Raw genomic sequence first — 22,563 nt, 5'->3', positions numbered from 1 at the left:
GGGCGGTATGGCACTGGATGAGCAGCTGCGCGCCGCGGCCGAGCAGTGGATCGCCGACGACGTCGACGAGAGCAGCCAGGCCGAGCTGCGGGCGCTGCTGGACGCCGAGGACCCGGAGCTGGTCGAGCGGATGTCCGGCCTGCCGCGCTTCGGCACTGCCGGACTGCGCGCGCCCGTGCGCGCGGGCGCCAACGGGATGAACCGCGCGGTGGTCGTGCGCACCACCGCGGGGGTCGCGGCCTGGCTGGCCGAGCAGGGCCAGCGCGGCGGGGTCGTGGTGATCGGCCGGGACGCCCGGCACGGTTCCGAGGAGTTCGCCGCCGACGCGGCCGGGGTGCTGGCCGCGGCCGGGTTCGACGTGCGGATGCTGCCCACTCCGCTGCCCACTCCGGTCCTCGCCTACGCGACGCGCGCCCTGGAGGCCGTCGCGGGCATCCAGATCACCGCTTCGCACAACCCGCCCGGCGACAACGGCTACAAGCTCTACCTCTCGGGCGGGATCCAGCTGGTCGATCCGGTCGACGGCGAGATCGAGCGGGCCATCGCGGACACCCCGGCCGCCACCGCGGTGCCGAGGTCGCGCAGCTGGTCGATCGCCGATTCGGTGCCCGACCACTACGTCTCGCGGGTGGCGCTGCTGCCGCGCGGCAGCGATCGCGAGCTGCGGGTGGCGGCGACCGCGCTGCACGGCGTGGGCGCGCGCACGCTCAAGCAGGCTCTGCGCCGCGCGGGCTTCGAGGACGTCCACCTGGTGGCCGAGCAGGCCGATCCGGATCCGGACTTCCCCTCGGTGGGCTTCCCGAACCCCGAGGAGCCGGGAGCCACCGACGAACTGCTCAAGCTCGCCGCCGACATCGACGCCGACCTGGCGATCGCGCTGGACCCGGACGCCGACCGCTGCGCGCTGGGCGTGCCCACCGCGGACGGCTGGCGGATGCTGCGCGGCGACGAGACCGGGGTGCTGCTGGCCTGGCACGTGCTGTCCACGTTGGACCCCGAGGAGCACCCGGATCCGCTGGTGGCGACCACGATCGTGTCGTCGAACATGCTGCGCTCCATCGCCGCCGAGTTCGGCGTGCGCTACGCCGAGACGCTCACCGGCTTCAAGTGGCTGGTGCGGGCGGGGGACGGCGCGGGAACCGGCCTGGTCTACGCCTACGAGGAGGCGCTGGGCCACAGCGTCGACCCCGAGCGGGTGCGCGACAAGGACGGGATCTCGGCGGCGGTGCTGGCCTGCGACCTGACCGCGAGCCTGATCGCCTCCGACGACCACCTGCTGGACCTGCTCGACGAGCTGTCCACCGAGCACGGGGTGCACGAGACCGGCCAGGTCTCGGTGCGGGTGACCGACCTGGAGGTCATCGACCGGACCATGCGCAGGCTGCGCGAGCAGCCGGTCGCCGAGCTCGCGGGCACCGAGGTCAGCACCGGGGACCTGCTGCCGGAGACGGACGGGCTGGTGCTCACCGGCTCCGGCGGGCTGCGCGTGGTGATCCGCCCGTCGGGCACCGAGCCGAAGCTCAAGTGCTACCTGCAGGTGGTGGAGCAGGTGTCCGACGACCTGGCCGGGGCCAAGCGGCGGGCCGCCGAACGGCTGGAGGAACTGCGCCGCGCCGTTTCCGATCTGGTGAGTGAGTGATGGCGAAGCTGCTGATCGTGCACCACACCCCGTCGCCGGGCATGCAGGCGATGTTCGAGCAGGCGGTGGCCGGGGCCACCACCGACGAGATCGAGGGCGTCGAGGTGGTCCGGCGCGCGGCGCTCAACGCCACCGCCACCGACGTGCTCGAAGCCGACGGCTACCTGCTGGGCACCCCGGCCAACCTCGGCTACATCAGCGGGGCGCTCAAGCACTTCTTCGACACCGTCTACTACCCGTGCCTGGACTCCACCGCGGGACGCCCGTTCGGTGCTTTCGTGCACGGCAACGAGGGCGTGGAGGGTGCGCTGCGGGCGATCTCCACGATCACCACCGGGATGTCCTGGAAGCAGGCCGCCGAACCGGTGACGGTGCTCGGCACTCCGCAGCGGGAAGACCTGGAGAAGTGCTGGGAGCTCGGCGCGACCCTGGCGGCCGGCCTGATGCCCTAGCGGCTCGGCGGCGGCGCGGAGCGGGGCTGAGCTGGCGGAGGGGGCCGAAAGGGTGGTCTCGGGACCACCCAGTTGATCTTGGTCAGGGGGTTCCGAGTAACCTGATCGTGTCGCCGAGGCCACAGGTCTCGACGACGGCGGGGCGCCCCGGACAGAGCCCGCCTTCCCTCATCACGTGCGATGTTCGGGGCGCCCCGCGCCTTCGCTCATCGTAATCGGCCGCACCGGTTCAGCCGGAATCCACCGCCCTCCCAACAGCACTTTCAGGGCGGTAGGGGTTACCCTGCGACAGTGAGTGAGGAAACGATCCGACTCGAACTCGACGACTCCGGCGTCTCCGTGAACCTTCCCGCCCCCGCTGGTCCGAACGACCAGGTTCAGGGCGTTCCCTACCGCCCGGTCGAGTTCCGCGACGACGACCTGCCGGCCGCTTTGGAGCGTTCCGCGAAGTGGCTTCGGGAAGCTCAGGAGTGGCTGGGCGAACCCATCGATGTGATCGCGGTGCACCTCGATTACGACGACCGCGAAGGCGCCCCGTACTACGACCTCAAGCTGATGTGCAACGAGGAGGACCTGGCAGGCGCGCCGATCGCGCTGCGCAGGCTGAAGGCCTAGGCAACCGAACAACCTCGGGGCCCGGCCGCCCGGCCGGGCCCCGTCGTCCTAGAACTCGCTGCTGCGGCCCTTCCACTGGTCCCGGCCCCGCCACGCGCGAACGGCGCCGTCGAGCAGCAGCACCCCGAACAAGCTCCCGGTCACCGGAGCCAGCGGGGCCAGCTCCGGGTTGGCCCGCATGAACCGCGCGGTGCGCGCGTGCGCGGTGGTCTGCGCGGCCCAGCCGAGCAGGCCGATCGCGGTCAGCAGCGGACGCTTCCGCCCTCCCGCGGCCACCGCCAGCGGGGCGCCCAGCGAGGCGGCCAGCTGCCCGAGGCCGATCGAGGCGAGCACCGGCGCGGAGCCCTTGGTGCCGGCCACGAAGCTCTTCCGGAACGACGCCCAGCCGGCCCGGAACGGGTCCATCCCGCTGGTCGACAGGTGGTCGAGCCCGTCGACGGTTCGGGTGGTGCCGCCGTGGTCGCGCACCGCGGTGGCGATCGCGACGTCCTCGTTGCGGATCGCGGCGAACGAGGTCCAGCCGCCGATCTTCTCGTAGTGCGAGCGGCGCACCAGGATGCAGTGCCCGATGGCGAACGCCTTCGCGCCCTTGCCGTCCGGTGCGGCGTTCTCCCCGATCAGCTGCAGGCCCGGTGGCATCAGCAGCGGCCAGGACGCCGAGCGTCCCGGCGGCGGACCGCCCGGGGTGGACACCAGGTCGGCGTCCACCGACTCCGCGGTGGCCAGCAGCCTGCTGACCAGCTCCGGTCCGGCCACGGTGTCGGCGTCCAGGAACAGCAGCCACTCCCCGGCTTCCGGCGGCCCGGAGGCCTCCACGCCGATGTGCATGGCGTGCACCTTGCCGCCCCAGCCCGGTGGCGGACCGTCCACCCGGACGATCTTCACCCGCGGGTCGCCCGCGGCGGCCTCCCGGGCGATCCGGCCGGTCCCGTCGGTGGAGCCGTCGTCCACCACGACCACTCGCAGCAGTTCTTCGCCCTGCGTCCCGTGGGTCTGCGCGGTGATCGAACGCAGGCAGTCGCCGAGCACGTCGGCCTCATCGCGGGCCGGGACGACGACGGTGACCTTCGGCGGGGCCAGCGCCGCGGGTTGCGGTTCGCGCAGGTCCACGATCGCGCGCGTTTGCCTGATCGTGCGCACGCTGCGCACCAGCACCCCAGCTGCCGCCGCGCCGAGCACCGCCGGCAACCAGCGGTTGGAATGTCTTCGCGGAGAAACCACCGCCACAGAGTGCCACGAACCAGGCCTTTCGGCCCCGGGCGATTGCACGAATTGGTATTTAACTCTGAGTTGCGCGGGCGCGGAGCTCAGACGGCGCCGTACTCGCGATCGCCCGCGTCCCCCAGGCCGGGGACGATGAAGCCCGATTCGTTGAGCCGGTCGTCGATGCTGGTGGTCACTATCCCGACCGGCAGCCCGGACTCCTCCAGCCTGCGCACGCCCTCCGGGGCGGCCAGGGTGCAGATCGCGGTGACGTCGGTGGCGCCCCGGTCGACCAGCAGGCTGATGGTGTGCACCATCGAGCCGCCGGTGGCCAGCATCGGATCGAGGACCAGCACCGGACGACCGGTCAGGTCGGCGGGCAGCGACTCCAGGTACGGGGTGGGCTTGAGCGTCTCCTCGTCGCGGGCCAGCCCCACGAAGCCCATCTGCGCCTCCGGGATGAGCTTGTGCGCCTGGTCGGCCATCCCCAGCCCGGCGCGCAGCACGGGCACCAGCAGCGGCGGGTTGCCGATCCGGTAGCCCGTGGTCTTGGCGACCGGCGTGTGGATCGGTTCCTCGGCGAGCTCCCAGCCCCGCATGGCCTCGTAGATCAGCATGAGCGTGAGCTCCTGCAACGCGGCCCGGAACGCGGCGCTGTTGGTCCGCGCGTCCCGCATCGTCGACAACCGCGCCTTGGCCAGGGGGTGATCCACAACCCGAACGTCCATGGCCGTCCACAGTAGCGGCCACCCCGCGCCAACACGCAGCGACGTGCGAAAACGTGTTCCCGATCGCAATCAGGGGTGCAGCACCACCTTCGTGTAGCCCTCGATCCGCTTGTCGAACTTGCGGTAGGCGTCCGGCGCCTCGTCCAGCCCCAGCTCGTGGGACACCACGAAGCTCGGCTGCGCCCGCCCCGCGATGATCATGTCGCGCAGCTGCCGGTTGTACCGCTTGACGTTGCACTGACCGGTGCCGATGACCTGCCCCTTCTCGAACATGCGCCCCACGGCCACCAGGAGCATGCCCTTGCGGGCCTCGTCCGAGGGACCGCCGGGGTCCGAGGGGACGTACAGGCCGGGCACGCCCAGCCGACCGGTCGGCCGCACGCTCTCGATCAGCGAGTTCAGCACCACCGCGGGCTCCTCCTTGGACGCGTCGTCACCGCGCTGCGCCTGGTAGCCGACCGCGTCGACGCCCTTGTCGGTCCCCTCGCCGTCGGTCTGGTCCTTGATCGCCCGCACCGGGTCGGTCTTGGAGAAGTCGATCGGGATCGCCCCGATCTCCTCGGCCTTGGCCAGGCGCTCGGGAACCCGGTCGACGGAGAACACCCGCGCCGCCCCGCGCAGCAACGCCGAGTACGCGGCCATCAGGCCCACCGGGCCCGCCCCGTAGACCACGACGCTCTCGCCCGGCGAGACCTGGGCGAGCTCGCACCCGTGGTAGCCGGTCGGGAAGATGTCGGCCAGCAGCACGAAGTCGGTCTCGTGGCTCCCGTCGGCGGGCAGCTTCAGGCAGTTGAAGTCCGCGTAGGGCACGCGCAGGTACTCCGCCTGGCCGCCGGTGTAGGGGCCCATCGCGACGTAGCCGTAGGCGCCGCCGGCGAAGCCGGGGTTGACGGTCAGGCAGAACGCGGTGTTGCCCGCCATGCAGTTCTTGCAGAACCCGCAGGCGACGTTGAACGGCATCACGACGCGATCGCCGCGCGTCAGGCCGGTCACCCCTTCCCCGGTCTGCTCGACGATGCCCATGTTCTCGTGGCCGAAGACGATGCCGGGCTCGGCGGCCGTGCGCCCCTCGTACATGTGCAGGTCGGATCCGCAGATCGCGGTCGAGGTGACGCGGACGACGACGTCGAAGGGATGCTGGATCGCCGGCCGTTCCACGTCGTCGATCGCGACGGCGAACGGTTCCTGGTAAACGACTGCCCTCATTGCTGACCACCTCTGCGAGCGATTTGTCGGGCTTCCGCACCGGACTACCCGCGCACCGGCCAGGTCACCGTCCCCGAACGAGCGTTATTGCCGGCGTCGATCAGCGCTCACCGGCCCGGTGCGCGCTCTGCCGGTCCCGCGCGGCGGTCGCGATCCGCCAGCACGCGTCGCAGGTCGGCGACAACCAGTCGACCGCGGTCGGGTGGCCCACCTCGACCGCGCGGCCGCAGAGCGCTGCGCGCTCCTGCCCCGCTCGCGGCGGCTCGGTGGGGTGCAGGGCGTGGCGCAGCCCGCCGTGCGGGCGCCAGTAGGCGACGAGCTGCTGGTCGTCGAAGAGCTCGGACACGTCATCTCCCGTCGTCGGTCGAGGGCTGCGGCGCCGACCGGTCGTCGGGGAAGGGGCGCTCGACGCCGCCGCCGGCGGTGACGTTTCGTGTTGATATGGTCACCTCTTGAAGTCAGATTAGAAGGAACCCGGTTAATTACCCAGCTTGGTCAACCCATCGAGTTCGATCTCCCGGCGGAGATCACCCGGGAGGCGCACATGGCACCGGTCTCTCCCACCGTCGCGGCGTGGGCGATCGGCCTGCGGATCCGAGAGCGCCGCGAGGAGCGCGGCTTCCGCGCGGCCAACGCCGCCAAGCAGGTCGGCGTCGCGGCCGCCTACCTCTCCGACGTCGAGCACGGCAAGAAGAACCTCGCCGAGGACCGGCTCAACGAGCTCGTCGAGCTCTACGAGATCGACGACGCCGAGGCCGAGGAACTCCGCGAGCTGCGCGACCAAGCCACCCAGCGCGGCTGGTGGATGAACTACTCCGCGCTGTTCAGCGACGAACTCCTCCGCTTCTTCGGCTTCGAGCACGGCGCGGAGAGCTTGCGGACCTACGGCAGCGATCTCGTCGCCGGCCCGCTGCAAACCCCGGACTACGCTCGCGCGATCATCGAGTCCGGTGCGCCCAACCTGCGCCTCGCCGAGGTCGACCGACGGGTTCAATGCAGGCTCACGCGGGCGCGGCGCATCACGGGTGACGATCCGCTGCAACTGACGGCGGTCATGAGCGAAGCCGCCATCCGCCAGCAGGTCGGCGGTCGCGACGTGCATCGCGATCAGCTCAAGCACCTCGCGGAGCTGGTGGAACGGCACCCGGCAACCCTCGACATCCGGATCGTGCCCTTCGAGGCGACCGGGCATCCCGCGATGGGCGGTTCGGGCTTCTTCCTCATGACCTTCGAGAGCGGTCAACTGCCCGCGGTGCTGTGGCAGGAAACCGTGACCTCGACTCAGCTGATCGCCGACCCGCTGACCACTCGCGAATACGGACTGGCGCATGCCGACGCGATGAGGAACGCGCTCACCAGGGAAGACTCGCTCAAGATGATCACCGAGGGGTTCTCCCGCGGTTAGGGCGCGACTAGAGTCGGAATCATGAGTCGCGGCAATCAGCACGCCTTAGCCGACACGGGTTGGCGGAAGTCGTCGTACAGCTCGGACAACTCCTACTGCGTCGAGGTCGCCGTCACCGACGAGACCGTCGGGGTGCGCGACACCAAGGACCGCACCGGCGGAACGCTGGCCTTCACCCGCGAGCGGTGGGTCGACTTCCTCGCCTCCCTGCGGCCGTGAGCCGGGCGCGGCCGAACGGGCCCGGATCCGCGGGTTCTCCGGCGGGCTGACGGGTTTCGGACGGTCCCCGGGAAGGTGGGGCGCGGCGATTTGCCGGGACCTAGACTGCCGGGCATGGCACCGATGCCTTCTGAGTTCGCCGATGCCGCGCGGGACGAGCGGTCGTTGCGGCGGTTCCTGCTCGGGCTGCCCGGGGTGGACCAGGTGGGGCTGGAGCAGCGCTCCGCCGACCTGGCGACCCGCAGCGTCAAGAAGGGCGCGAAGCGCTGGGCGATCGACACCGCGATCTCGATGGTCGACCTGACCACGCTGGAGGGCGCCGACACGCCCGGCAAGGTGCGAACGCTGTGCGCCAAGGCGCGGCGGCCCGACGCCGAGCACCCGGACGCGCCCCCGGTCGCCGCGGTGTGCGTGTACTCCGACCTGGCCGCCACCGCCGCCGAAGCGCTCGCCGGCAGCGGTGTCCGCGTCGCCTCGGTGGCCACGGCGTTCCCGTCCGGTCGCGCGGCGCGGGCGGTCAAGCTCGCCGACGTGGAGCACGCGGTGGCCGCGGGCGCCGACGAGATCGACATGGTCATCGACCGGGGCGCGTTCCTCGCCGGTCGCTACGGCCAGGTCTTCGAGGAGATCCAGCAGGTCAAGGACGCCTGCGGGAAGGCGCACCTGAAGGTGATCCTGGAGACCGGCGAGCTGGCCACCTACGACAACGTGCGCCGCGCGTCCTGGCTGGCCTTGCTGGCCGGCGGGGACTTCATCAAGACCTCCACCGGGAAGGTCTCCCCCGCCGCGACGCTGCCGGTCACGCACCTGATGCTGCAGGTGGTGCGGGACTGGCGGGACGGCACCGGGGAGCTGCGCGGCGTGAAACCCGCCGGCGGCATCCGCACCACCAAGGACGCGATCAAGCACCTGGTGACCGTGCACGAGGTGGCCGGCCCGGAGTGGCTCACCCCGGAGCTGTTCCGCTTCGGCGCCTCCAGCCTGCTCGGCGACCTGCTGCAGCAGCGACGGACCCAACTCGACGGCCACTACAGCGGCCCCGACTACGTGGCGGTGGACTGATGCCCGCAACTCCGTGGGAGTACGAGCCCGCACCGGAGTCCCCGGACCTCGCCCGGCTGGAGCCGAGCTACCGGATGTTCGTCGACGGCGAGTTCATCGCGGGCGGCGGGGAGCCGATCAAGAGCATCAACCCGGCCACCGAGGAGCACCTCGCCGACGTCTCCACCGCCGACGAGTCCGATGTGGACACAGCGGTGACCGCTGCGCGCACCGCCTTCGACCAGGTCTGGTCGAAGCTGCCGGGCGCGGAGCGGGCCAAGTACCTGTTCCGGATCGCGCGGCTGATCCAGGAGCGCGGCAGGGAGCTCGCCGTGCTGGAGACCCTGGACAACGGCAAGCCGATCAGGGAATCGCGGGACGCCGACATACCGACTGCGGCGGCGCACTTCTTCCACCACGCCGGCTGGGCCGACAAGCTCGACCACGCGGGCTTCGGGCCGGACCCGAGACCGGTGGGCGTGGCCGGGCAGGTCATCCCGTGGAACTTCCCGCTGCTGATGCTGGCCTGGAAGATCGCCCCGGCGCTGGCCTGCGGCAACACGGTCGTGCTCAAGCCCGCCGAGACGACACCGCTGAGCGCGCTGGTCTTCGCCGACCTCTGCAGGCAGGCCGGGCTGCCCGCCGGGGTGGTCAACGTCCTGCCCGGCGCGGGCGAGGTCGGCGCGGCGCTGGTCGCCCACCCCGGCATCGACAAGGTCGCCTTCACCGGATCCACCGAGGTCGGCAAGCAGATCCAGCGCACCGTCGCGGGCAGCGGCAAGCGGCTGACCCTGGAGCTGGGCGGCAAGGCCGCCAACGTCGTGTTCGACGACGCGCCGCTGGACCAGGCCGTCGAAGGCATCGTCAACGGCATCTTCTTCAACCAGGGTCACGTGTGCTGCGCGGGTTCCCGGCTGCTGGTGCAGGAATCGGTGGCCGAGGAGCTCGAGGAGCGGCTGCGCGCGCGGGTGGCCGCGCTCCGGGTCGGCGACCCGCTGGACAAGAACACCGACGTGGGCGCGATCAACTCCGCCGAGCAGCTGGCCGAGATCCGGGACCTCGCCGCGTCCGGGGAGAGCGAGGGCGCGCAGCGCTGGAGCAGCCCGTGCGAGCTGCCGGAGCGCGGGTTCTTCTTCGCGCCGACGGTGTTCTCCGAGGTGCAGCAATCGATGCGCATCGCCCGCGAGGAGATCTTCGGGCCGGTGCTGTCGGTGCTGACCTTCCGCACGCCCGAGGAAGCCATCGCCAAGGCGAACAACACGCCCTACGGGCTCTCCGCCGGGGTGTGGTCCGAGAAGGGCTCCCGGATCCTGTGGGCCTCGCAGCGGCTGCGGGCCGGGGTGGTGTGGGCGAACACGTTCAACCGATTCGACCCGGCCGCCCCGTTCGGCGGTTACCAGGAGTCCGGGTTCGGCCGCGAGGGCGGCCGCGCGGGTTTGGAGGCCTACCTCGATGTCTGACGTTCCGGGACGGCTCGCCGTGGCGAAGACCTACAAGCTCTACATCGGCGGGAAGTTCCCGCGCTCGGAATCCGGCCGGGTGGTGCCGGTGCGCTCCGCGAGCGGGGAGTTCCTGGCCAACGCCGCGCAGGCCTCGCGCAAGGACGTGCGCGACGCGGTCTCGGCCGCGCGCAAGGCCTTCGACGGCTGGGCCGGGGCGACGGCGCACAACCGCGGCCAGGTGATCTTCCGCATCGCCGAGGTGCTGGAGGGGCGCCGCGAGCAGTTCGCCGCGGAGGTCGCCGCCGCCGAAGGGCTGTCGCACGACCAGGCGCTGTCCACCGTGGACGCTTCGGTGGATCGGATCGTCTGGTACGCCGGGTGGACCGACAAGATCGCCGCGGTGCTGGGCGCGTCCAACCCCGTTGCGGGGCCGTACTTCTCGTTCAGCGTGCCGGAGCCGACCGGGGTGGTCGGCGTCCTCGCCCCGCAGGAGTCCTCGCTGCTCGGCCTGGTCAGCGCGCTCGCGCCGGTGATCGCCGCGGGCAACACCTGCGTGCTGGTGTCCTCGGCCGAGCGGCCGCTGCCCGCGGCCACCTTCGCCGAGGTGCTGGCGACCTCCGACGTGCCGGGCGGCGTGGTCAACGTGCTCACCGGGCGGGCCGAGGAACTCGGCCCGTGGCTGGCCTCGCACGCCGACGTCAACGCCCTGGACCCCACCGGCGCCCCGGCGGAGCTGCGCGGCGAGCTCGCCCGCACCGCGGCCGACACCGTCAAGCGGGTGCTAGCGGTGCGGCGGGAACCCGACTGGACCGCCGACCCCGGCCTGCAGCGGCTGCGCGCGTTCACCGAGATCAAGACCGTCTGGCACCCGGTGGGCACCTGAGCCCCCACCGGCGGGACGAGCTCGCGCGCGGACCTACGCCGAGCGGTTGACCGGGTAGACGACCCGGCCGCGTCGGATCGCGCGCACCAGCATCGCCGCCGCGGCCAGCAGCATGACGGCTCCGGCCGCGATCGCCGACCACCGCGGCATCGCGAGCAGGGACGTCCGGTCGTCGAGCAGCAGGTCGCCCAGCACCTCGGTGGCCATGATCAGCGCGAACGCGGTCACCCCGATGCCGATCACCCCGGCCCGGCGCACCCCCGCGGCGTAGGCGCGGAAGATCACCAGCACGCCACCGCCGGCCAGGAACAGCAGCAGCAGCGTGGTCACCAGGTCCCGCACCGTGTAGGCCACCTCGCCGGCACCCGCGCTGATCCCGTCGGCGAACAGGTTCAGCCCGAGCAGCGTCAGGGTCGCGACCACCAGCGAGCTCCCCATCGTCCACGCCGTCGAGGGCTTCCCGGTGGCCGGGTCCAGCTGGGCGGCGACCTGCCGGGCGTACTCGCGCGGCGCGCCGAACGCCTGCACCGGGTCCTCGCCGGTCTCGGCCACGTGCGCCTCCACCTCGGCGATCACCTCGCCCACCCGCTCCCCCGAGATCTCGTGCAAGCGCAGCGCCACCAGCAGGTCCTGGCGGTAGTTGTTGTCCAGCGTCATCGTTCCCGCACCCCGCGTTCGATCAAGGTCACCGAGTTCTTCGCGAACTCGATCCACTTCGGTCCCATCTCGCCCAGCACCGCGCGCCCCTCGTCGGTCAGCGCGAAGAACTTCCGGCCCGGGCCGCCCTCCCCCGCGCGCCACTCGGCCGCGAGCAGCCCGTCCGCGGCCAACCGGTTGAGCAGCGGGTAGAGCGTCCCGGCCTTCATGTCCGGCAGGCCCGCATCCGCCAGCCGCTGCAGCAGGGTGTAGCCGTAGCCCTCCCCGCCCTCGGCGAGCAGCGCGAGCACCACCAGGTCCAGCACCCCGCGCAGCCACTGGGTCTGGCGCGCCGCACTCGTCCGCTCCGTCACGACTACACCGTAGCGCACACTAGTGTGCGTCGCCGACTAGTGGGCCACGACTCGCCCGCGCTCACCTCCGCGCGGGAGACCCCGCCGCGGCGGCCTCGGACTTCCGATGGAAGAGGGGCGAGCCCGAGGCTCAGCGGATCTGCCAGTCGAGGCGGCCGTCCTCGGTGACCGTGGGATAGCTGTGGCCCGCGGGGACTCCCTGGGACAGGGCCCTGCGGACGTCGGCGAGCATCGCCGACACGCCGGTCCACTCCGGGCGCAGGACCTGCGCGGTCTCCTGCTCCCACTCCAGGACGCAGCCGTGCAGCCTCCCGGGGCGCAGGTCGACCACGAGCTCGTCGGCGAAACCGTCGCCGGCCACCGGGATCCACAGCGGGTGGAAGCTCGACCCGGGCGAGCCCGCGTAGTAGTCGCAAGCCGGACGCTCCCACTGGGCGGTCCAGTTCTTGCGGTGGTCGCGCCAGGCCGCGAACGCCCGCTCCGCGCCGTAGGGGGTGTAGAACGGCGGGAGCACGTCGGCCAGCACGTCGGAATCGGTGCCGCCGCAGCAGTTCCACAGCGCTCGCAGCTCCTCGGGCAGCGCGACGGCGAACTCGGCCTCCAGCTCGTCGAAGGCCGGCTGCTGGGCGGGCGGACGCAGGGCGGCTGCGGTGACGGGCGCGTATCGCTCGAGCCAGCGAACGATCTGACTCCACAGCTCCGGGACATCCATTCCGATCATGATCGCGGGCACTCCGACGATCGGGTACCGCCAAAGGTGACCTGCTGGTGGGCCCAGCGAGCGCTGCCCCGAACGGTCGATCGGGCTCGCACCCGGAGGACGGCGCCGGAGCGTGATCGTTATCGACTGTTCCGACGCCCGTTGCGCGGAGCTGAACCGCTACCGTGACAGCGGACCAGGGCACAAACCAGCCACTGCCGACCCGTAGGCTGCCGCAGGGTCTGGTTCGGTGACCGGAGGTAGAGAAGATGGCGCAGGACATCGTCCCCATCGAGCTCGGGCTGCCGCAGGGCGACATGGTCACCCTGTGGGCGCCGCGCTGGCGCGAGGACGGCGAGGAGTGGGAGGCCTTCCTCGGGCACGAGGAAGACCTGTACGCGTTCCCCGACCCGGCTCGGCTCGCCGCGTTCGTGCGCACCGCCAGGCAGCACGACCTCGACGACCACCCGGCCTGGCACGTGGTGCCCGGGCTGTCGGCGGTCGAGCTCAGCCCCGACGAGGACCACCAGTTCGACCTGGTGGGCGTCCCGGAGCTGGTGGCCGAGCCGCTGGACACCTGGACCGTCGGCGAGATGGCCGACATCGTCGAGATCGCCCGCTCGCTGGCCGACGTCTGCGAGCTCGACGCGGTGCACGAGGTGCTCGACTCCGCCGACGGCTTCGCCCTCCTGGGCCAGGGCACCCTGCCGTTCAGCGGCAAGGACGGGCAGAAGCTCTGGAAGGAGCTCTGCCAGGTCGTCGCCGACCGCTGGGACGAGGTGCTCGACGCCATCGACGCCGTGGTGAGCACCCCGGAGCTGCCCGCCGAGGCGGTGGCCACCGCGGAGACCGAGCTGGCCGAGGCCGTCGAGGCCGATGACGACGAGCCGGCCGAAGAGGCCGACGTGGACGAGCTGGAGAGCGCGCCGACCTTCTGGACCGAGCTCGGCATCGACCCGATCCAGATCATCACCAGCGACGCCGAGTACTACACGCTGCGCTGCTACCTCGGCGACGACCCGGTCTTCCTGGGCACCGGGGGCAAGATCGACGTGTTCGGCTCGCCGCGCGCGCTGGCCCGGTTCCTCGCCGACGAGGAGTCCGTGGCCGACACCGACCTGGCGCGGGTGGCGACCTGGCAGCAGCTGCGCGACGCGGCCACCGGCGGCGAGCTGGAGATCGAGGTGACCCCGGAGAACACCTACGTGCTCACCGGTCTCGACACGGATCTCGCCGGGGGACCGTCCGAGGTGGACCCCACTCAGCTGGACCTGGCCGAGGAGCTGCTGCTGGACGCGGCGGCCTGGGCCGGCGACGACAGCACCGAGCAGGCCCTGCAGCCCTCCGAGCGGCTGGGCTGGCTGGTGTCGTTCGTGCTGCGGCCGAGCCCGAACCGGCTGCCGCCGAGCGCTCCGTTCGACGACGAGGTGGAGGCCTGGCGGAAGCTGGTCGCCGACCTGGAGAACCGCTTCCGCGCGCACTGACCGCACGCGCACCGGGAGGGGCCGTCCCGCGCGGGCCCCTCCCGGTCGCAACGGCCTCAGCCGACCAGGTCGGCGTAACCCGGCTTGATCACGTCGTTGATGACGCCCAACCGCTCGTCGAAGCCGAGGAAGGACGACTTCATCGCGTTGACGGTGAACCACTGGAACTCGTCCCAGCCGTAGCCGAAGGACTCGTTGAGCGCGGCGAACTCGCTGCTCATCGAGCAGTGGCTCATCAGCCTGTTGTCGGTGTTGACCGTGACGCGGAAGCGCAGCCGGGCCAGCAACCCGATGGGGTGGGACTCGATGGAATCCGCGGCCCCGGTCTGCACGTTCGACGAGGGGCACATCTCCAGCGGGATCCGCCGGTCGCGCACGTAGGAGGCCAACCTGCCCAGGTGCACCGTGCCGTCGCCGTCGACCTTGATGTCGTCGACGATGCGCACGCCGTGCCCCAGCCGCTCGGCACCGCAGTGCTGGATCGCCTCCCAGATCGAGGGCAACCCGAACGCCTCACCGGCGTGAATCGTGAAATGCGCGTTCTGCTGCCGCAGGAATTCGAACGCGTCCAGGTTGCGAGTGGGCGGGAATCCCGCCTCCGGGCCCGCGATGTCGAAGCCCACCACACCCACGTCGCGGTATCGAACGGCGAGATTCGCGATTTCGGTCGACCGCGCGTTCTGCCGCATGGCGCACAGCAAAGTTCCGATTCGGATACGATTCCCGGCCGCCTCGGCGCGCCGCTCGCCTTCGCGGAATCCGTCCTGAACCGCCTGCACGATCTGGTCCAGACCCAGGCCCCCCTCCTGGAACAGCTCGGGGGCGTAGCGCACCTCCGCGTAGACCACGCCGTCGGCCGCCAGGTCCTCGGCCGCCTCGGCCGCGACGCGCTGCAGCGCCTCGACCGCCTGCATCACCCCGACGGTGTGGGCGAAGGTCTCCAGATAGCGCTCCAGAGATCCGGAATCGGCCGCGGTGACGAACCAGCGGCCCAGGTCTTCGGCATTGTCGTGGGGCAGGCCGGAATAGCCGCCCGCCTCGGCGAGCTCGACCACGGTCTGCGGTCGCAGGCCGCCGTCGAGGTGGTCGTGCAGCAGCACCTTCGGCGCCTGCCGGATGTTGTCCAGGTTCACCGGTGTCGACATGCGCCCACGTTACCCGCTGAGCACCGGATCACTACGCACCGCACCGCCGAGATCACGCACGGCGATGCCCCCTGGCGGGCGCGCCGCTTTCCCGGTGAAAACTCACTCGTATGGAGGCAATCGCAATAACTCCGCCAATTCCCCGGCCGGATTGAGCCATTGGGACCAATGCGACGAGGCCGCGCGGAGCCGATTGGGGGACAGATGTCGCGGAATGTAACTGGGGGCGGATGGGCTGCCGCAAAAGGAGTGGCTACGCTTCCTACGTCCTCACCCCCCTCGACGAAGGACGCCCCTAGCCGTGACCGAGAACATGTCGTTCGACCGCATGCGGAACATGCTCACGCGTGCGGCTGAAATCCGCGAAAGCGAACAGCAGCAGATCTTCGACGCGCTCGACGAGATCCACGCCCGGTTGTCGCCGCTGGAGTCGCTGGGCTCCGTGCGCAAGCGCCTCTCCGAGCTGCCGGACCGCACCGAGGTCAGCGTCCTGGCCGAACGGCTCGACGAGGCGCTGTCCAAGCTGGAGTCGCACGACGGCGCGCTGCTCGACCTCAAGGGCGCCGTCGAAGCGATGGTGGACAAGCTGGCCAAGCCCTTCGCGCAGCTCGACGGCCGCCTGGACGGCGTCGTGGGCCGGATGGACGGGGTCTCCGGCCGGATGGACGGCCTGGAGGACAAGCTCGGCCACATCCACAAGCGGCTCGACGAGCTGGGCCAGCACCTGGACAAGCAGGACGGGCGCCTGGAGTCGCTGCCCGCCTCGGTGCAGGACCCGATGCGCGAGCGCATCGACTCGCTGGAGACCAACCTGCGCGGCCGGTTCGCCGAGATCGACGAGGGCGTGCACGAGCACCTCGACGGCACCCGCGAGGCGCTGCAGCGCGCGGTCACCGAGTCCACCGGCAACGCCCGCAAGGAACTGGCCGAGTCGGTCAGCGGTGCGCGCGACCAGCTGGACGCCAAGCTCAACGAGCTCGCCGAGCGGCCCGCCGTCGACCCGACCGACAAGCTCGACGACCTGGCCACCCGCCTGGAGGCGCTGACCAACCGGCTCGACGAGGTCTCCGGTCGGCTCACCGACGTGGAGAGCAACGTCAACACCCGCATCGACAACGTCGAGCAGGGATTCAGCTCCCGGCTGCACAACGTCGAGGAGGGCGTCAAGACCGGCCTGGGCGAGCTGGGCGGCACGCTGCAGCAGAACCTCTCCCAGCTGTCCGGGACGCTCTCCGAGCGGCCCGACTCCGAGACCGTCGGCGCGCTGGTGCGCCAGGCCCACGAGGAGAGCGACCAGCGGCACGCCGGTCAGCTCGACGAGGCGATGGCGACCTTCGCCGAGCTCATCCTCGGCGGCGGCGGCGCGCAGAACCCGCCGCCGCCCACCACGCTGCCGCGCCAGCAGCGCCAGCGCGGTGGCGGCCGCTCGAAGAGCGCGAAGCGCGAGACCGACAAGGCGCTCACCGACGGCGGCGACGACGATCTGACCGCCGAAACCGCCTGACCCCGGAGCTGGTCGCGGCCGCGCGGTGAACCGCGGCCGCGATCAGTCCTGCGGGGCGATCCGGTCGAGGACCAGCGGCGCCGACACCACGTCGGCGCCGCTGATTTCGTATGCGCCTTCGAGGGTGTCGCGCGCGGCCGCGATGCTCTCCTGGCGGTCGGTGTGCAGTTCCAGCAGCGGTTCGCCCGCCGCTACCCGGTCGCCGGGCTTGGCCAGGCAGCGCACGCCGGCGGCGTGCTGCACCGCGTCCTCCTTGCGGGCCCGGCCCGCGCCGAGCCGCCAGGCGGCCGTGCCGACCGCGAAGGCGTCCAGCGAGATCAGGGTTCCCGTCCGCGGAGCGGGCACGACCTCCACGTGCCGGGCGGTGGGCAGCGCCGCATCGGGATCGCCCCGCTGCGCGCGGATCATCTCGCGCCACTTGTCCAGCGCGCGGCCGTCGGCGAGCGCGTCCGCCGGGTCCACGGCGTCGAGCCCGGCGTGCCCGAGCATCTCGCGGGCCAGCCGCACGGTCAGCTCCACGACGTCGGGCGGGCCGCCGCCGCTGAGCACCTCGACCGCCTCGGCGACCTCCAGGGCGTTGCCGACCGCCCGGCCGAGGGGAACCGACATGTCGGTGATCAGGGCGCTGGTGCGCAGCCCGCGGGCCGCACCGATGTCCACCAGCGCGCGGGCGAGCTCGCGGGCCCGCGCGAGGTCCTTCATGAACGCGCCGGAGCCGCACTTGACGTCGAGCACCAGGGATTCGGTTCCCTCGGCGAGCTTCTTGCTCATGATCGAAGCGGCGATCAGCGGGATGGATTCGACCGTGCCGGTGACGTCGCGCAGCGCGTAGAGCTTGCGGTCGGCCGGCGCGAGGTCGTCGGTGGCCGCGCAGATCACCGCGCCCGTCTCGCGGAGGTTGCGGCGGATCTCGGCTTCGGCGAGCCCGGCCCGCCAGCCCGGGATGGACTCCAGCTTGTCCAGGGTCCCGCCGGTGTGGCCGAGCCCGCGGCCGGACAGCTGCGGCACCGCGGCACCGCAAGCGGCGACCAGCGGGGTCAGCGGCAGGGTGATCTTGTCACCGACCCCGCCGGTGGAGTGCTTGTCCGCGGTGGGTCTGCCCACCGCCCCGAGGTCGAGGGTCTTGCCGGAGGCCACCATCGCCGCGGTCCAGCGGGACGTCTCCTCCGGCGACATGCCGCGCAGCAGCACGGCCATCGCCAGCGCGGCCATCTGCTCCTCGGCCACCTCGCCCGCGGTGTAGGCCGCGATCACCCAGTCGATCTGCTCGTCGTCGAGCCGCGCGCCGTCGCGCTTGGCCCGGATGACGTCCACAGCGGAGAACACCCCGATCACCTCCGGTCTCGGCGGGAACGTGCTTGCTTGTGCGCGCGTGCGTGCGGCGTGCGCCTTTCTCCATCGAAAGTCCCCGCGAGTGCTCCGCGCTCGTGGGGGACTTTCGATGAAGGAAGGCTTCTTCTGGCGCCGCACGTGCGCGGTTCACAGCTCGAAGGCCTCGGGGAGGACCTCGGTCATCGGGAGGATTCCCCGCGGGGTGTCGATGAGGCAGTTCGGGCCGCCGAGCTCCTGGAGGATCTGGCGGCAGCGACCGCAGGGCATCAGCAGCGCGCCCCGACCGCTGCGGCAGGCCATCGCCACGAAGCGCCCGCCACCGGTGAGCTGGAGCTGACCGGCCATCGTGCACTCGGCGCACAGCGTCACGCCGTAGGAGCCGTTCTCCACGTTGCAGCCGGTGACCACGCGGCCGTCGTCGCACAGCGCGGCGGCGCCGACCTGCAGGCCGGAGTACGGGCAGTAGGCGTGCGCCGCGGCCCCGACCGCCGCGGCGCGCAGCGCCTCCCAGTCCACATCGGACATCCTCAGTCGACACCCCTCCGGTACTGCATCCCGTTGGCCGCCGGTGGTCGCAGCCGTTGCGAGGCCGCGGCGAGCACCACCAGCGTCACCAGGTGCGGCGTGTAGGCGGTCAGCTCCTCGGGGAGCTCGTCGGTGTACCAGTACACCGAGTACATCGCAGCGGCCGCGACCAGCGAAGCACCGGAGGCGAACCAGTTGCGCCGCCACAGCTGCACCGCGGCGACCACCACGAGCAGCAGCGTCGCGCCGTAGAACAGCGCGTGCACGCTGACCTCGCCGCTGCGCAGCTGCAGCCCGTCGGAGTAGCCGAACAGCGCGGCGCCCCCGAGCAGCCCGCCGGGCCGCCAGTTGCCGAAGATCATCGCTGCCAGGCCGATGTACCCGCGGTTGTTCGTCTGGTTCTCCAGGTAGCCCGAGCTGCCCTGGTTGAGCACCAGGGCCGCACCGCCGAGTCCGGCCAGCGCGCCCGAGGCGATCAGCGCCAGGTACTTGTACCGGTAGACGTTGACGCCCAACGACTCCGCGGCCACCGGGTTCTCGCCGCAGGAGCGCAGCCGCAGGCCGAACGGGCTGCGCCACAGCACCAGGTAGCTCACCGGCACCAGCAGGTAGGCCAGCATCGTCGTCGGCGAGACGCCGGAGACCAAACCGCCGAGGATTCCCGCCAGGTCGGAGATGATCACCCGCTGGACGTCCTCCAGCTGCCCGAGCCAGGTCGACAGCGGCTGCATCGAGTAGGTGTCGAACTTCGGCACCGGCGGCGACTCCCGCGGGTTGTGCGAGACCGGCTCGAAGACCAGCGTGGACAGGTACTTGGTCGCGCCGGCGCCGAGCAGGTTGACGGCCACGCCCGAGACGATGTGGTTGACCCCGAAGGTGACCGTGGCGATCGCGTGCACCAGACCGCCGAGCGCGCCGAAGACCGCGGCGGCGATCAGCCCGACCCACGGGCCCCACTGGTAACCGGCCCAGGCGCCGCCCCAGGTGCCCAGGATCATCATGCCCTCGAGGCCGATGTTGATCACGCCGGAGCGCTCCGCCCACAACCCGCCGAGCGCGGCGAACAGGATGGGCACGCCCAGCCGCACCGCGGCCTCCACGGTTCCCGAGGAGGTCAGCGCGAGCACGCCGGTCTGGTACGAGGTGATCGACACCGCCAGGAAGCCCACGGCCACCCACAGCAGGACTCGTCCCCAGCCGGGCAGCTCGAAGCCGCCGCCTGCGGCCTTGGCCTCGTCTTCGGTCGCGACCGCGGTCATGCCTTCTCACCTCCGTCGGCGGTGGCGGCCGGTTCGGCCGCGGTGCCCAGTTCCTCGCCGACCTTGCTCTGCTCGCGGGCGAGCTCGCGGCGGCGCACCAGCTCGTAGGCCACGACCACGGACAGCACGATGGTGCCCTGCACGATCGTCACGATCTCCTGCGGAACTCCGATGTTGTCCAGCGTCAGCGAGCTCTTGTCCAGGAAGGACCACAGCAGCGCGCCGAAGGCCACGCCCAGCGGGTGGTTGCGGCCCAGCAGCGCGATGGCCAGGCCCGCGAACCCGTAACCGGTGGGGAAGGTGATGGTGAAGGTGTGGTCGCGGCCGAGGATCTCCGGCAGCCCGGCCAGCCCGGCGATCGCGCCGGAGAGCAGCAGCGCGGAGAGCACCATCTTCTTGGAGTTCACCCCGCCGGCCACGGCCGCGGTCGGCGAGAGCCCGGAGGCCTTGAGCTCGAAGCCGAACCGGGTCCGGTTGATCAGCACCGCGTAGCCCACGCCCACCAGCACCGACAGCAGCACCAGGCCGAACACCGTTCCGTAGCCACCCAGCGGGATGCCCGGCACCCGGCCGGACTCGGGGATCAGCCCGGTGCTCTGGTTGTTGCCGCTCATCACCCCGAAGTTGGTCACCAGGTAGGAGACCAGGCCCAGCGCCAGGGTGTTGAGCATGATCGTGGAGATCACCTCGGAGACCCCGCGGTAGACCTTGAGCACCGCGGCGATGCCCACGTAGATCGCGCCCGTGGCGGCTCCGACCACCACGACCAGCAGCGCGTGCAGCCCGAAGGGCAAGCTCACCGAGGCGCCCACGATCGCGGCCACGCAGGCCGCGAGCCGGTACTGGCCCTCGATGCCGATGTTGAGCAGGTTCATCTGGAAGCCGATCGCCGCGGCGATGGCCACCAGGTAGTAGGCCCCGGCGGTGTTGATGATGTCCACCAGGGTCGTGCCTCGGCCGACCTGCGCGACCATCTCCAGCAGGGTCGAGATCGGGTTGGCCCCGGAGATCAGCAGCACCGCGCTGCACAGCACGGCGGAGAAGACAATCGCCAGGGCCGGCGGCAGCAACCGCGCCCGCCAGGTGTTCACACCGCCTCCTGAGTTCGAGCCACTGCCCGGTTCCGTTCGCTCATGCCGACTCCTGCGCACCGGTCATGGCGGCCCCCAGCTCCTCCGGGGTCACCGTCGTCGGATCCGCATCGGCGACCAGGCGCCCGCGGAACATCACCCGGATGCGGTCCGAGAGCCCGATGAGCTCGTCGAGGTCCGCCGAGATCAGCAGCACCGCCAGCCCCTCGGCGCGCGCGTTGCGCAGGTGCTCCCAGATGCCGGCCTGCGCACCGACGTCCACCCCGCGGGTCGGGTGCGCGGCGATGAGCAGCTTCGGGTCGCCGGAGAGCTCCCGGCCGACGATGAGCTTCTGCTGGTTGCCGCCGGAGAGCGCGGCCGCGTCCACCTCGATGCCGGGGGTGCGCACGTCGAACTGCTCGACGATGCGCTCGGTGTCCTCGCGCGCGCCCGCCGGGTCGAGCCAGCGGCCGCTGGAGACCGGGCGGCGGGTCTGGTGGCCCAGGATGCGGTTCATCCACAGCGGCTGGTCCAGCAGCAGGCCCTGCCGGTGCCGGTCCTCCGGCACGTAGCCGATCCCGGCCTCGCGGCGGCGCAGCGTGGAGCGCTCGGTGATGTCGGCGCCGCCGAGCTGCACGGTGCCCGCGTCGACGGGCCGCATGCCCATGATCGCCTCGACCAGCTCGGTCTGGCCGTTGCCCTCGACCCCGGCGATGCCCACGACCTCGCCCGCGGCGACGGTCAGGTCGACGTCGGCGAGCACCGGCCTGCCGGACTCGCTGCAGGACATCCCGGAGACCGCCAGGACCTGCCGGTCGGTGACGGTGCTGGGGCCGCGCTCGGGCGCGGGCAGCTCGCTGCCGACCATCATCTCGGCCAGGCCGCGGCTGCTGACCTCGGTCGCGGTGACCGAGCCGACGGTGGTGCCGCGCCGCAGCACGGTGATGGTGTCGGCGATCGCGCGAACCTCGTCGAGCTTGTGCGAGATGAACAGGAACGTGTAGCCCCGGTCGCGCATCGCGCGCAGGGTCGCGAACAGCTCGTCGACCTCCTGCGGGACCAGCACGGCGGTCGGCTCGTCCAAGATGATGATCTCGGCGCCCCGGTACAGGACCTTGAGGATCTCCACGCGCTGCCGATCGGCCACGCCCAGGCTCTCCACCAGCGCGTCCGGCCGGACCTCGAACCCGGCCTGCGCGGCCAGCTCGGCCACCCGCTTGCGCGCCTTGGCGCCGATGCCGTGCGCCCCCTCGGCGCCCAGCACGACGTTCTCCAGCACGGTCAGGTTGTCGGCCAGCATGAAGTGCTGGTGGACCATGCCGATCCCGGCGCGGATGGCCTCCGCGGGCGACTTGACGCGCAGCTCCTCGCCACCGACCCGGATGCTGCCGGAGTCGGGAGTCTGCATCCCGTAGAGGATCTTCATCAGGGTCGATTTGCCCGCGCCGTTCTCCCCGCACAGCGCGTGCACCTCGCCGGTGCGCACCGCGAGGTTCACGTCCGAGTTGGCGACCACTCCGGGGAAGGTCTTGGTGATGCCGGAGAGCTCGACGGCGGGCGCACCGCCGGTTTCCGGCTCGGCAGAGGTGTTCACGGGTGCTCCAGGGGACGTCTTCACCGGCAGCGAACCAGATGGACGCTCAACAATGGACGGTTCGCGCCGCGAACGGCGCCGGTTGGCGCGAATCCGCCACCGTTCGG

23 protein-coding genes are annotated in these 22,563 nt (G+C 71.6%); 10 read left to right on the top strand and 13 right to left on the bottom strand.

What is annotated here, in order from left to right:
• The first annotated feature begins 7 nt into the window (after window positions 1-7).
• The 3 genes from ACFQRI_RS08290 to ACFQRI_RS08280 all read left to right on the top strand — a co-directional run bounded on the left by ACFQRI_RS08290 (window position 8) and on the right by ACFQRI_RS08280 (window position 2,706).
• Window positions 8-1,639: a phospho-sugar mutase gene (locus ACFQRI_RS08290; protein WP_380666237.1), complete on the top strand. Its 1,632-nt coding sequence runs from the start codon at window positions 8-10 to the stop codon at window positions 1,637-1,639.
• Window positions 1,639-2,091: a flavodoxin family protein gene (locus tag ACFQRI_RS08285; RefSeq protein ID WP_380666235.1), complete on the top strand. Its 453-nt coding sequence runs from the start codon at window positions 1,639-1,641 to the stop codon at window positions 2,089-2,091. Before ACFQRI_RS08290 ends, ACFQRI_RS08285 begins: the two co-directional genes overlap by 1 nt.
• A 291-nt stretch (window positions 2,092-2,382) precedes the next feature.
• Complete coding sequence (locus ACFQRI_RS08280) at window positions 2,383-2,706, top strand: hypothetical protein (RefSeq protein ID WP_380666232.1); 324 nt, start codon at window positions 2,383-2,385, stop codon at window positions 2,704-2,706.
• 48 nt (window positions 2,707-2,754) lie between these two features.
• Here the strand turns inward: ACFQRI_RS08280 and ACFQRI_RS08275 are convergent, their stop codons facing one another.
• From ACFQRI_RS08275 to ACFQRI_RS08260, 4 genes are all read right to left on the bottom strand, one after another.
• Window positions 2,755-3,927, bottom strand: a complete 1,173-nt coding sequence (locus tag ACFQRI_RS08275) for a glycosyltransferase family 2 protein (protein WP_380666230.1) — start codon at window positions 3,925-3,927, stop codon at window positions 2,755-2,757.
• An 86-nt stretch (window positions 3,928-4,013) separates the two neighbouring features.
• Window positions 4,014-4,637: a uracil phosphoribosyltransferase gene (gene upp, locus ACFQRI_RS08270; protein ID WP_380666228.1), complete on the bottom strand. Its 624-nt coding sequence runs from the start codon at window positions 4,635-4,637 to the stop codon at window positions 4,014-4,016.
• 69 nt (window positions 4,638-4,706) lie between these two features.
• Complete coding sequence (locus ACFQRI_RS08265; protein WP_380666226.1) at window positions 4,707-5,843, bottom strand: glutathione-independent formaldehyde dehydrogenase; 1,137 nt, start codon at window positions 5,841-5,843, stop codon at window positions 4,707-4,709.
• A gap of 100 nt (window positions 5,844-5,943) precedes the next feature.
• Window positions 5,944-6,189 carry an HC3 family zinc finger protein gene (locus tag ACFQRI_RS08260; RefSeq protein WP_380666224.1) on the bottom strand — a complete coding sequence of 82 codons (246 nt, stop codon included), beginning with the start codon at window positions 6,187-6,189 and terminating at the stop codon, window positions 5,944-5,946.
• Window positions 6,190-6,387: 198 nt separating this feature from the next.
• Between ACFQRI_RS08260 and ACFQRI_RS08255 the strand changes: the two genes are divergently transcribed.
• The 5 genes from ACFQRI_RS08255 (at window position 6,388) to ACFQRI_RS08235 (ending at window position 10,833) form a co-directional block, all read left to right on the top strand.
• Window positions 6,388-7,248, top strand: coding sequence for a DUF5753 domain-containing protein (locus tag ACFQRI_RS08255; RefSeq protein ID WP_380666222.1), 861 nt, complete (start codon window positions 6,388-6,390; stop codon window positions 7,246-7,248).
• A gap of 21 nt (window positions 7,249-7,269) precedes the next feature.
• Entirely contained in the window at window positions 7,270-7,467 is a 198-nt protein-coding gene (locus ACFQRI_RS08250) for a DUF397 domain-containing protein (protein WP_380666220.1), read from the top strand.
• Between the two features lie 114 nt (window positions 7,468-7,581).
• Window positions 7,582-8,529: a deoxyribose-phosphate aldolase gene (deoC, locus tag ACFQRI_RS08245; RefSeq protein ID WP_380666218.1), complete on the top strand. Its 948-nt coding sequence runs from the start codon at window positions 7,582-7,584 to the stop codon at window positions 8,527-8,529.
• Window positions 8,529-9,968, top strand: coding sequence for an aldehyde dehydrogenase family protein (locus ACFQRI_RS08240; RefSeq protein WP_380666216.1), 1,440 nt, complete (start codon window positions 8,529-8,531; stop codon window positions 9,966-9,968). Before deoC ends, ACFQRI_RS08240 begins: the two co-directional genes overlap by 1 nt.
• Window positions 9,961-10,833 carry an aldehyde dehydrogenase family protein gene (locus ACFQRI_RS08235; RefSeq protein ID WP_380666214.1) on the top strand — a complete coding sequence of 291 codons (873 nt, stop codon included), beginning with the start codon at window positions 9,961-9,963 and terminating at the stop codon, window positions 10,831-10,833. The genes ACFQRI_RS08240 and ACFQRI_RS08235 overlap by 8 nt, the downstream gene beginning before the upstream one ends.
• Window positions 10,834-10,866: 33 nt before the next feature.
• Here ACFQRI_RS08235 and ACFQRI_RS08230 read toward each other — a convergent pair whose 3' ends face one another.
• From ACFQRI_RS08230 to ACFQRI_RS08220, 3 genes are all read right to left on the bottom strand, one after another.
• Window positions 10,867-11,490 carry an HAAS signaling domain-containing protein gene (locus ACFQRI_RS08230; RefSeq protein ID WP_380666212.1) on the bottom strand — a complete coding sequence of 208 codons (624 nt, stop codon included), beginning with the start codon at window positions 11,488-11,490 and terminating at the stop codon, window positions 10,867-10,869.
• On the bottom strand, window positions 11,487-11,843 hold the full coding sequence (locus ACFQRI_RS08225; protein ID WP_380666210.1) for a PadR family transcriptional regulator: 357 nt from the start codon (window positions 11,841-11,843) through the stop codon (window positions 11,487-11,489). Before ACFQRI_RS08225 ends, ACFQRI_RS08230 begins: the two co-directional genes overlap by 4 nt.
• A gap of 130 nt (window positions 11,844-11,973) precedes the next feature.
• Window positions 11,974-12,555: an SMI1/KNR4 family protein gene (locus tag ACFQRI_RS08220; protein WP_380666207.1), complete on the bottom strand. Its 582-nt coding sequence runs from the start codon at window positions 12,553-12,555 to the stop codon at window positions 11,974-11,976.
• 257 nt (window positions 12,556-12,812) lie between these two features.
• Here ACFQRI_RS08220 and ACFQRI_RS08215 point away from each other — a divergent pair, with 257 nt between their 5' ends.
• Window positions 12,813-14,027, top strand: coding sequence for a primosomal protein (locus ACFQRI_RS08215; RefSeq protein ID WP_380666205.1), 1,215 nt, complete (start codon window positions 12,813-12,815; stop codon window positions 14,025-14,027).
• Window positions 14,028-14,083: 56 nt separating this feature from the next.
• Here the strand turns inward: ACFQRI_RS08215 and ACFQRI_RS08210 are convergent, their stop codons facing one another.
• Window positions 14,084-15,172, bottom strand: a complete 1,089-nt coding sequence (locus ACFQRI_RS08210) for an adenosine deaminase (protein WP_380666203.1) — start codon at window positions 15,170-15,172, stop codon at window positions 14,084-14,086.
• 301 nt (window positions 15,173-15,473) lie between these two features.
• On the opposite strand from ACFQRI_RS08210, the gene ACFQRI_RS08205 reads away from it, so the two are divergent.
• Window positions 15,474-16,676 (top strand): hypothetical protein, encoded by a 1,203-nt coding sequence (locus tag ACFQRI_RS08205; RefSeq protein ID WP_380666201.1) that lies wholly within the window; start codon window positions 15,474-15,476, stop codon window positions 16,674-16,676.
• A gap of 42 nt (window positions 16,677-16,718) precedes the next feature.
• Here the strand turns inward: ACFQRI_RS08205 and ACFQRI_RS08200 are convergent, their stop codons facing one another.
• The 5 genes from ACFQRI_RS08200 to ACFQRI_RS08180 form a co-directional block, all read right to left on the bottom strand.
• Entirely contained in the window at window positions 16,719-18,008 is a 1,290-nt protein-coding gene (locus ACFQRI_RS08200) for a thymidine phosphorylase (protein WP_380666429.1), read from the bottom strand.
• A 147-nt stretch (window positions 18,009-18,155) separates the two neighbouring features.
• Window positions 18,156-18,533 (bottom strand): cytidine deaminase, encoded by a 378-nt coding sequence (locus ACFQRI_RS08195; RefSeq protein ID WP_380666199.1) that lies wholly within the window; start codon window positions 18,531-18,533, stop codon window positions 18,156-18,158.
• Between the two features lie 2 nt (window positions 18,534-18,535).
• Window positions 18,536-19,792 carry an ABC transporter permease gene (locus ACFQRI_RS08190; protein ID WP_380666197.1) on the bottom strand — a complete coding sequence of 419 codons (1,257 nt, stop codon included), beginning with the start codon at window positions 19,790-19,792 and terminating at the stop codon, window positions 18,536-18,538.
• A complete protein-coding gene (locus tag ACFQRI_RS08185; RefSeq protein ID WP_380666195.1) occupies window positions 19,789-20,883 on the bottom strand; it encodes an ABC transporter permease in 1,095 nt (364 codons plus the stop codon). The genes ACFQRI_RS08190 and ACFQRI_RS08185 overlap by 4 nt, the downstream gene beginning before the upstream one ends.
• A gap of 40 nt (window positions 20,884-20,923) precedes the next feature.
• Window positions 20,924-22,456 carry an ABC transporter ATP-binding protein gene (locus tag ACFQRI_RS08180; RefSeq protein ID WP_380666193.1) on the bottom strand — a complete coding sequence of 511 codons (1,533 nt, stop codon included), beginning with the start codon at window positions 22,454-22,456 and terminating at the stop codon, window positions 20,924-20,926.
• Window positions 22,457-22,563: the final 107 nt, after the last annotated feature.

This window comes from Saccharopolyspora griseoalba, assembly GCF_042665275.1.
Lineage (GTDB): Bacteria > Actinomycetota > Actinomycetes > Mycobacteriales > Pseudonocardiaceae > Saccharopolyspora > Saccharopolyspora griseoalba.
The sequence above is the reverse complement of the archived record's forward strand: the minus strand, read 5'-3'. Positions and strand labels throughout refer to the sequence as shown.

What these genes read in the sequence shown, in the direction of transcription:
- ACFQRI_RS08290 (WP_380666237.1), top strand. Translation starts at nt 8, where the DNA reads ATGGCACTGGATGAGCAGCTGCGCGCCGCGGCCGAGCAGTGGATCGCC.
- ACFQRI_RS08285 (WP_380666235.1), top strand. Translation starts at nt 1,639, where the DNA reads ATGGCGAAGCTGCTGATCGTGCACCACACCCCGTCGCCGGGCATGCAG.
- upp (WP_380666228.1), bottom strand. Translation starts at nt 4,637, where the DNA reads ATGGACGTTCGGGTTGTGGATCACCCCCTGGCCAAGGCGCGGTTGTCG.
- ACFQRI_RS08265 (WP_380666226.1), bottom strand. Translation starts at nt 5,843, where the DNA reads ATGAGGGCAGTCGTTTACCAGGAACCGTTCGCCGTCGCGATCGACGAC.
- ACFQRI_RS08255 (WP_380666222.1), top strand. Translation starts at nt 6,388, where the DNA reads ATGGCACCGGTCTCTCCCACCGTCGCGGCGTGGGCGATCGGCCTGCGG.
- ACFQRI_RS08250 (WP_380666220.1), top strand. Translation starts at nt 7,270, where the DNA reads ATGAGTCGCGGCAATCAGCACGCCTTAGCCGACACGGGTTGGCGGAAG.
- deoC (WP_380666218.1), top strand. Translation starts at nt 7,582, where the DNA reads ATGGCACCGATGCCTTCTGAGTTCGCCGATGCCGCGCGGGACGAGCGG.
- ACFQRI_RS08240 (WP_380666216.1), top strand. Translation starts at nt 8,529, where the DNA reads ATGCCCGCAACTCCGTGGGAGTACGAGCCCGCACCGGAGTCCCCGGAC.
- ACFQRI_RS08235 (WP_380666214.1), top strand. Translation starts at nt 9,961, where the DNA reads ATGTCTGACGTTCCGGGACGGCTCGCCGTGGCGAAGACCTACAAGCTC.
- ACFQRI_RS08230 (WP_380666212.1), bottom strand. Translation starts at nt 11,490, where the DNA reads ATGACGCTGGACAACAACTACCGCCAGGACCTGCTGGTGGCGCTGCGC.
- ACFQRI_RS08220 (WP_380666207.1), bottom strand. Translation starts at nt 12,555, where the DNA reads ATGGATGTCCCGGAGCTGTGGAGTCAGATCGTTCGCTGGCTCGAGCGA.
- ACFQRI_RS08215 (WP_380666205.1), top strand. Translation starts at nt 12,813, where the DNA reads ATGGCGCAGGACATCGTCCCCATCGAGCTCGGGCTGCCGCAGGGCGAC.
- ACFQRI_RS08210 (WP_380666203.1), bottom strand. Translation starts at nt 15,172, where the DNA reads ATGTCGACACCGGTGAACCTGGACAACATCCGGCAGGCGCCGAAGGTG.
- ACFQRI_RS08195 (WP_380666199.1), bottom strand. Translation starts at nt 18,533, where the DNA reads ATGTCCGATGTGGACTGGGAGGCGCTGCGCGCCGCGGCGGTCGGGGCC.
- ACFQRI_RS08190 (WP_380666197.1), bottom strand. Translation starts at nt 19,792, where the DNA reads ATGACCGCGGTCGCGACCGAAGACGAGGCCAAGGCCGCAGGCGGCGGC.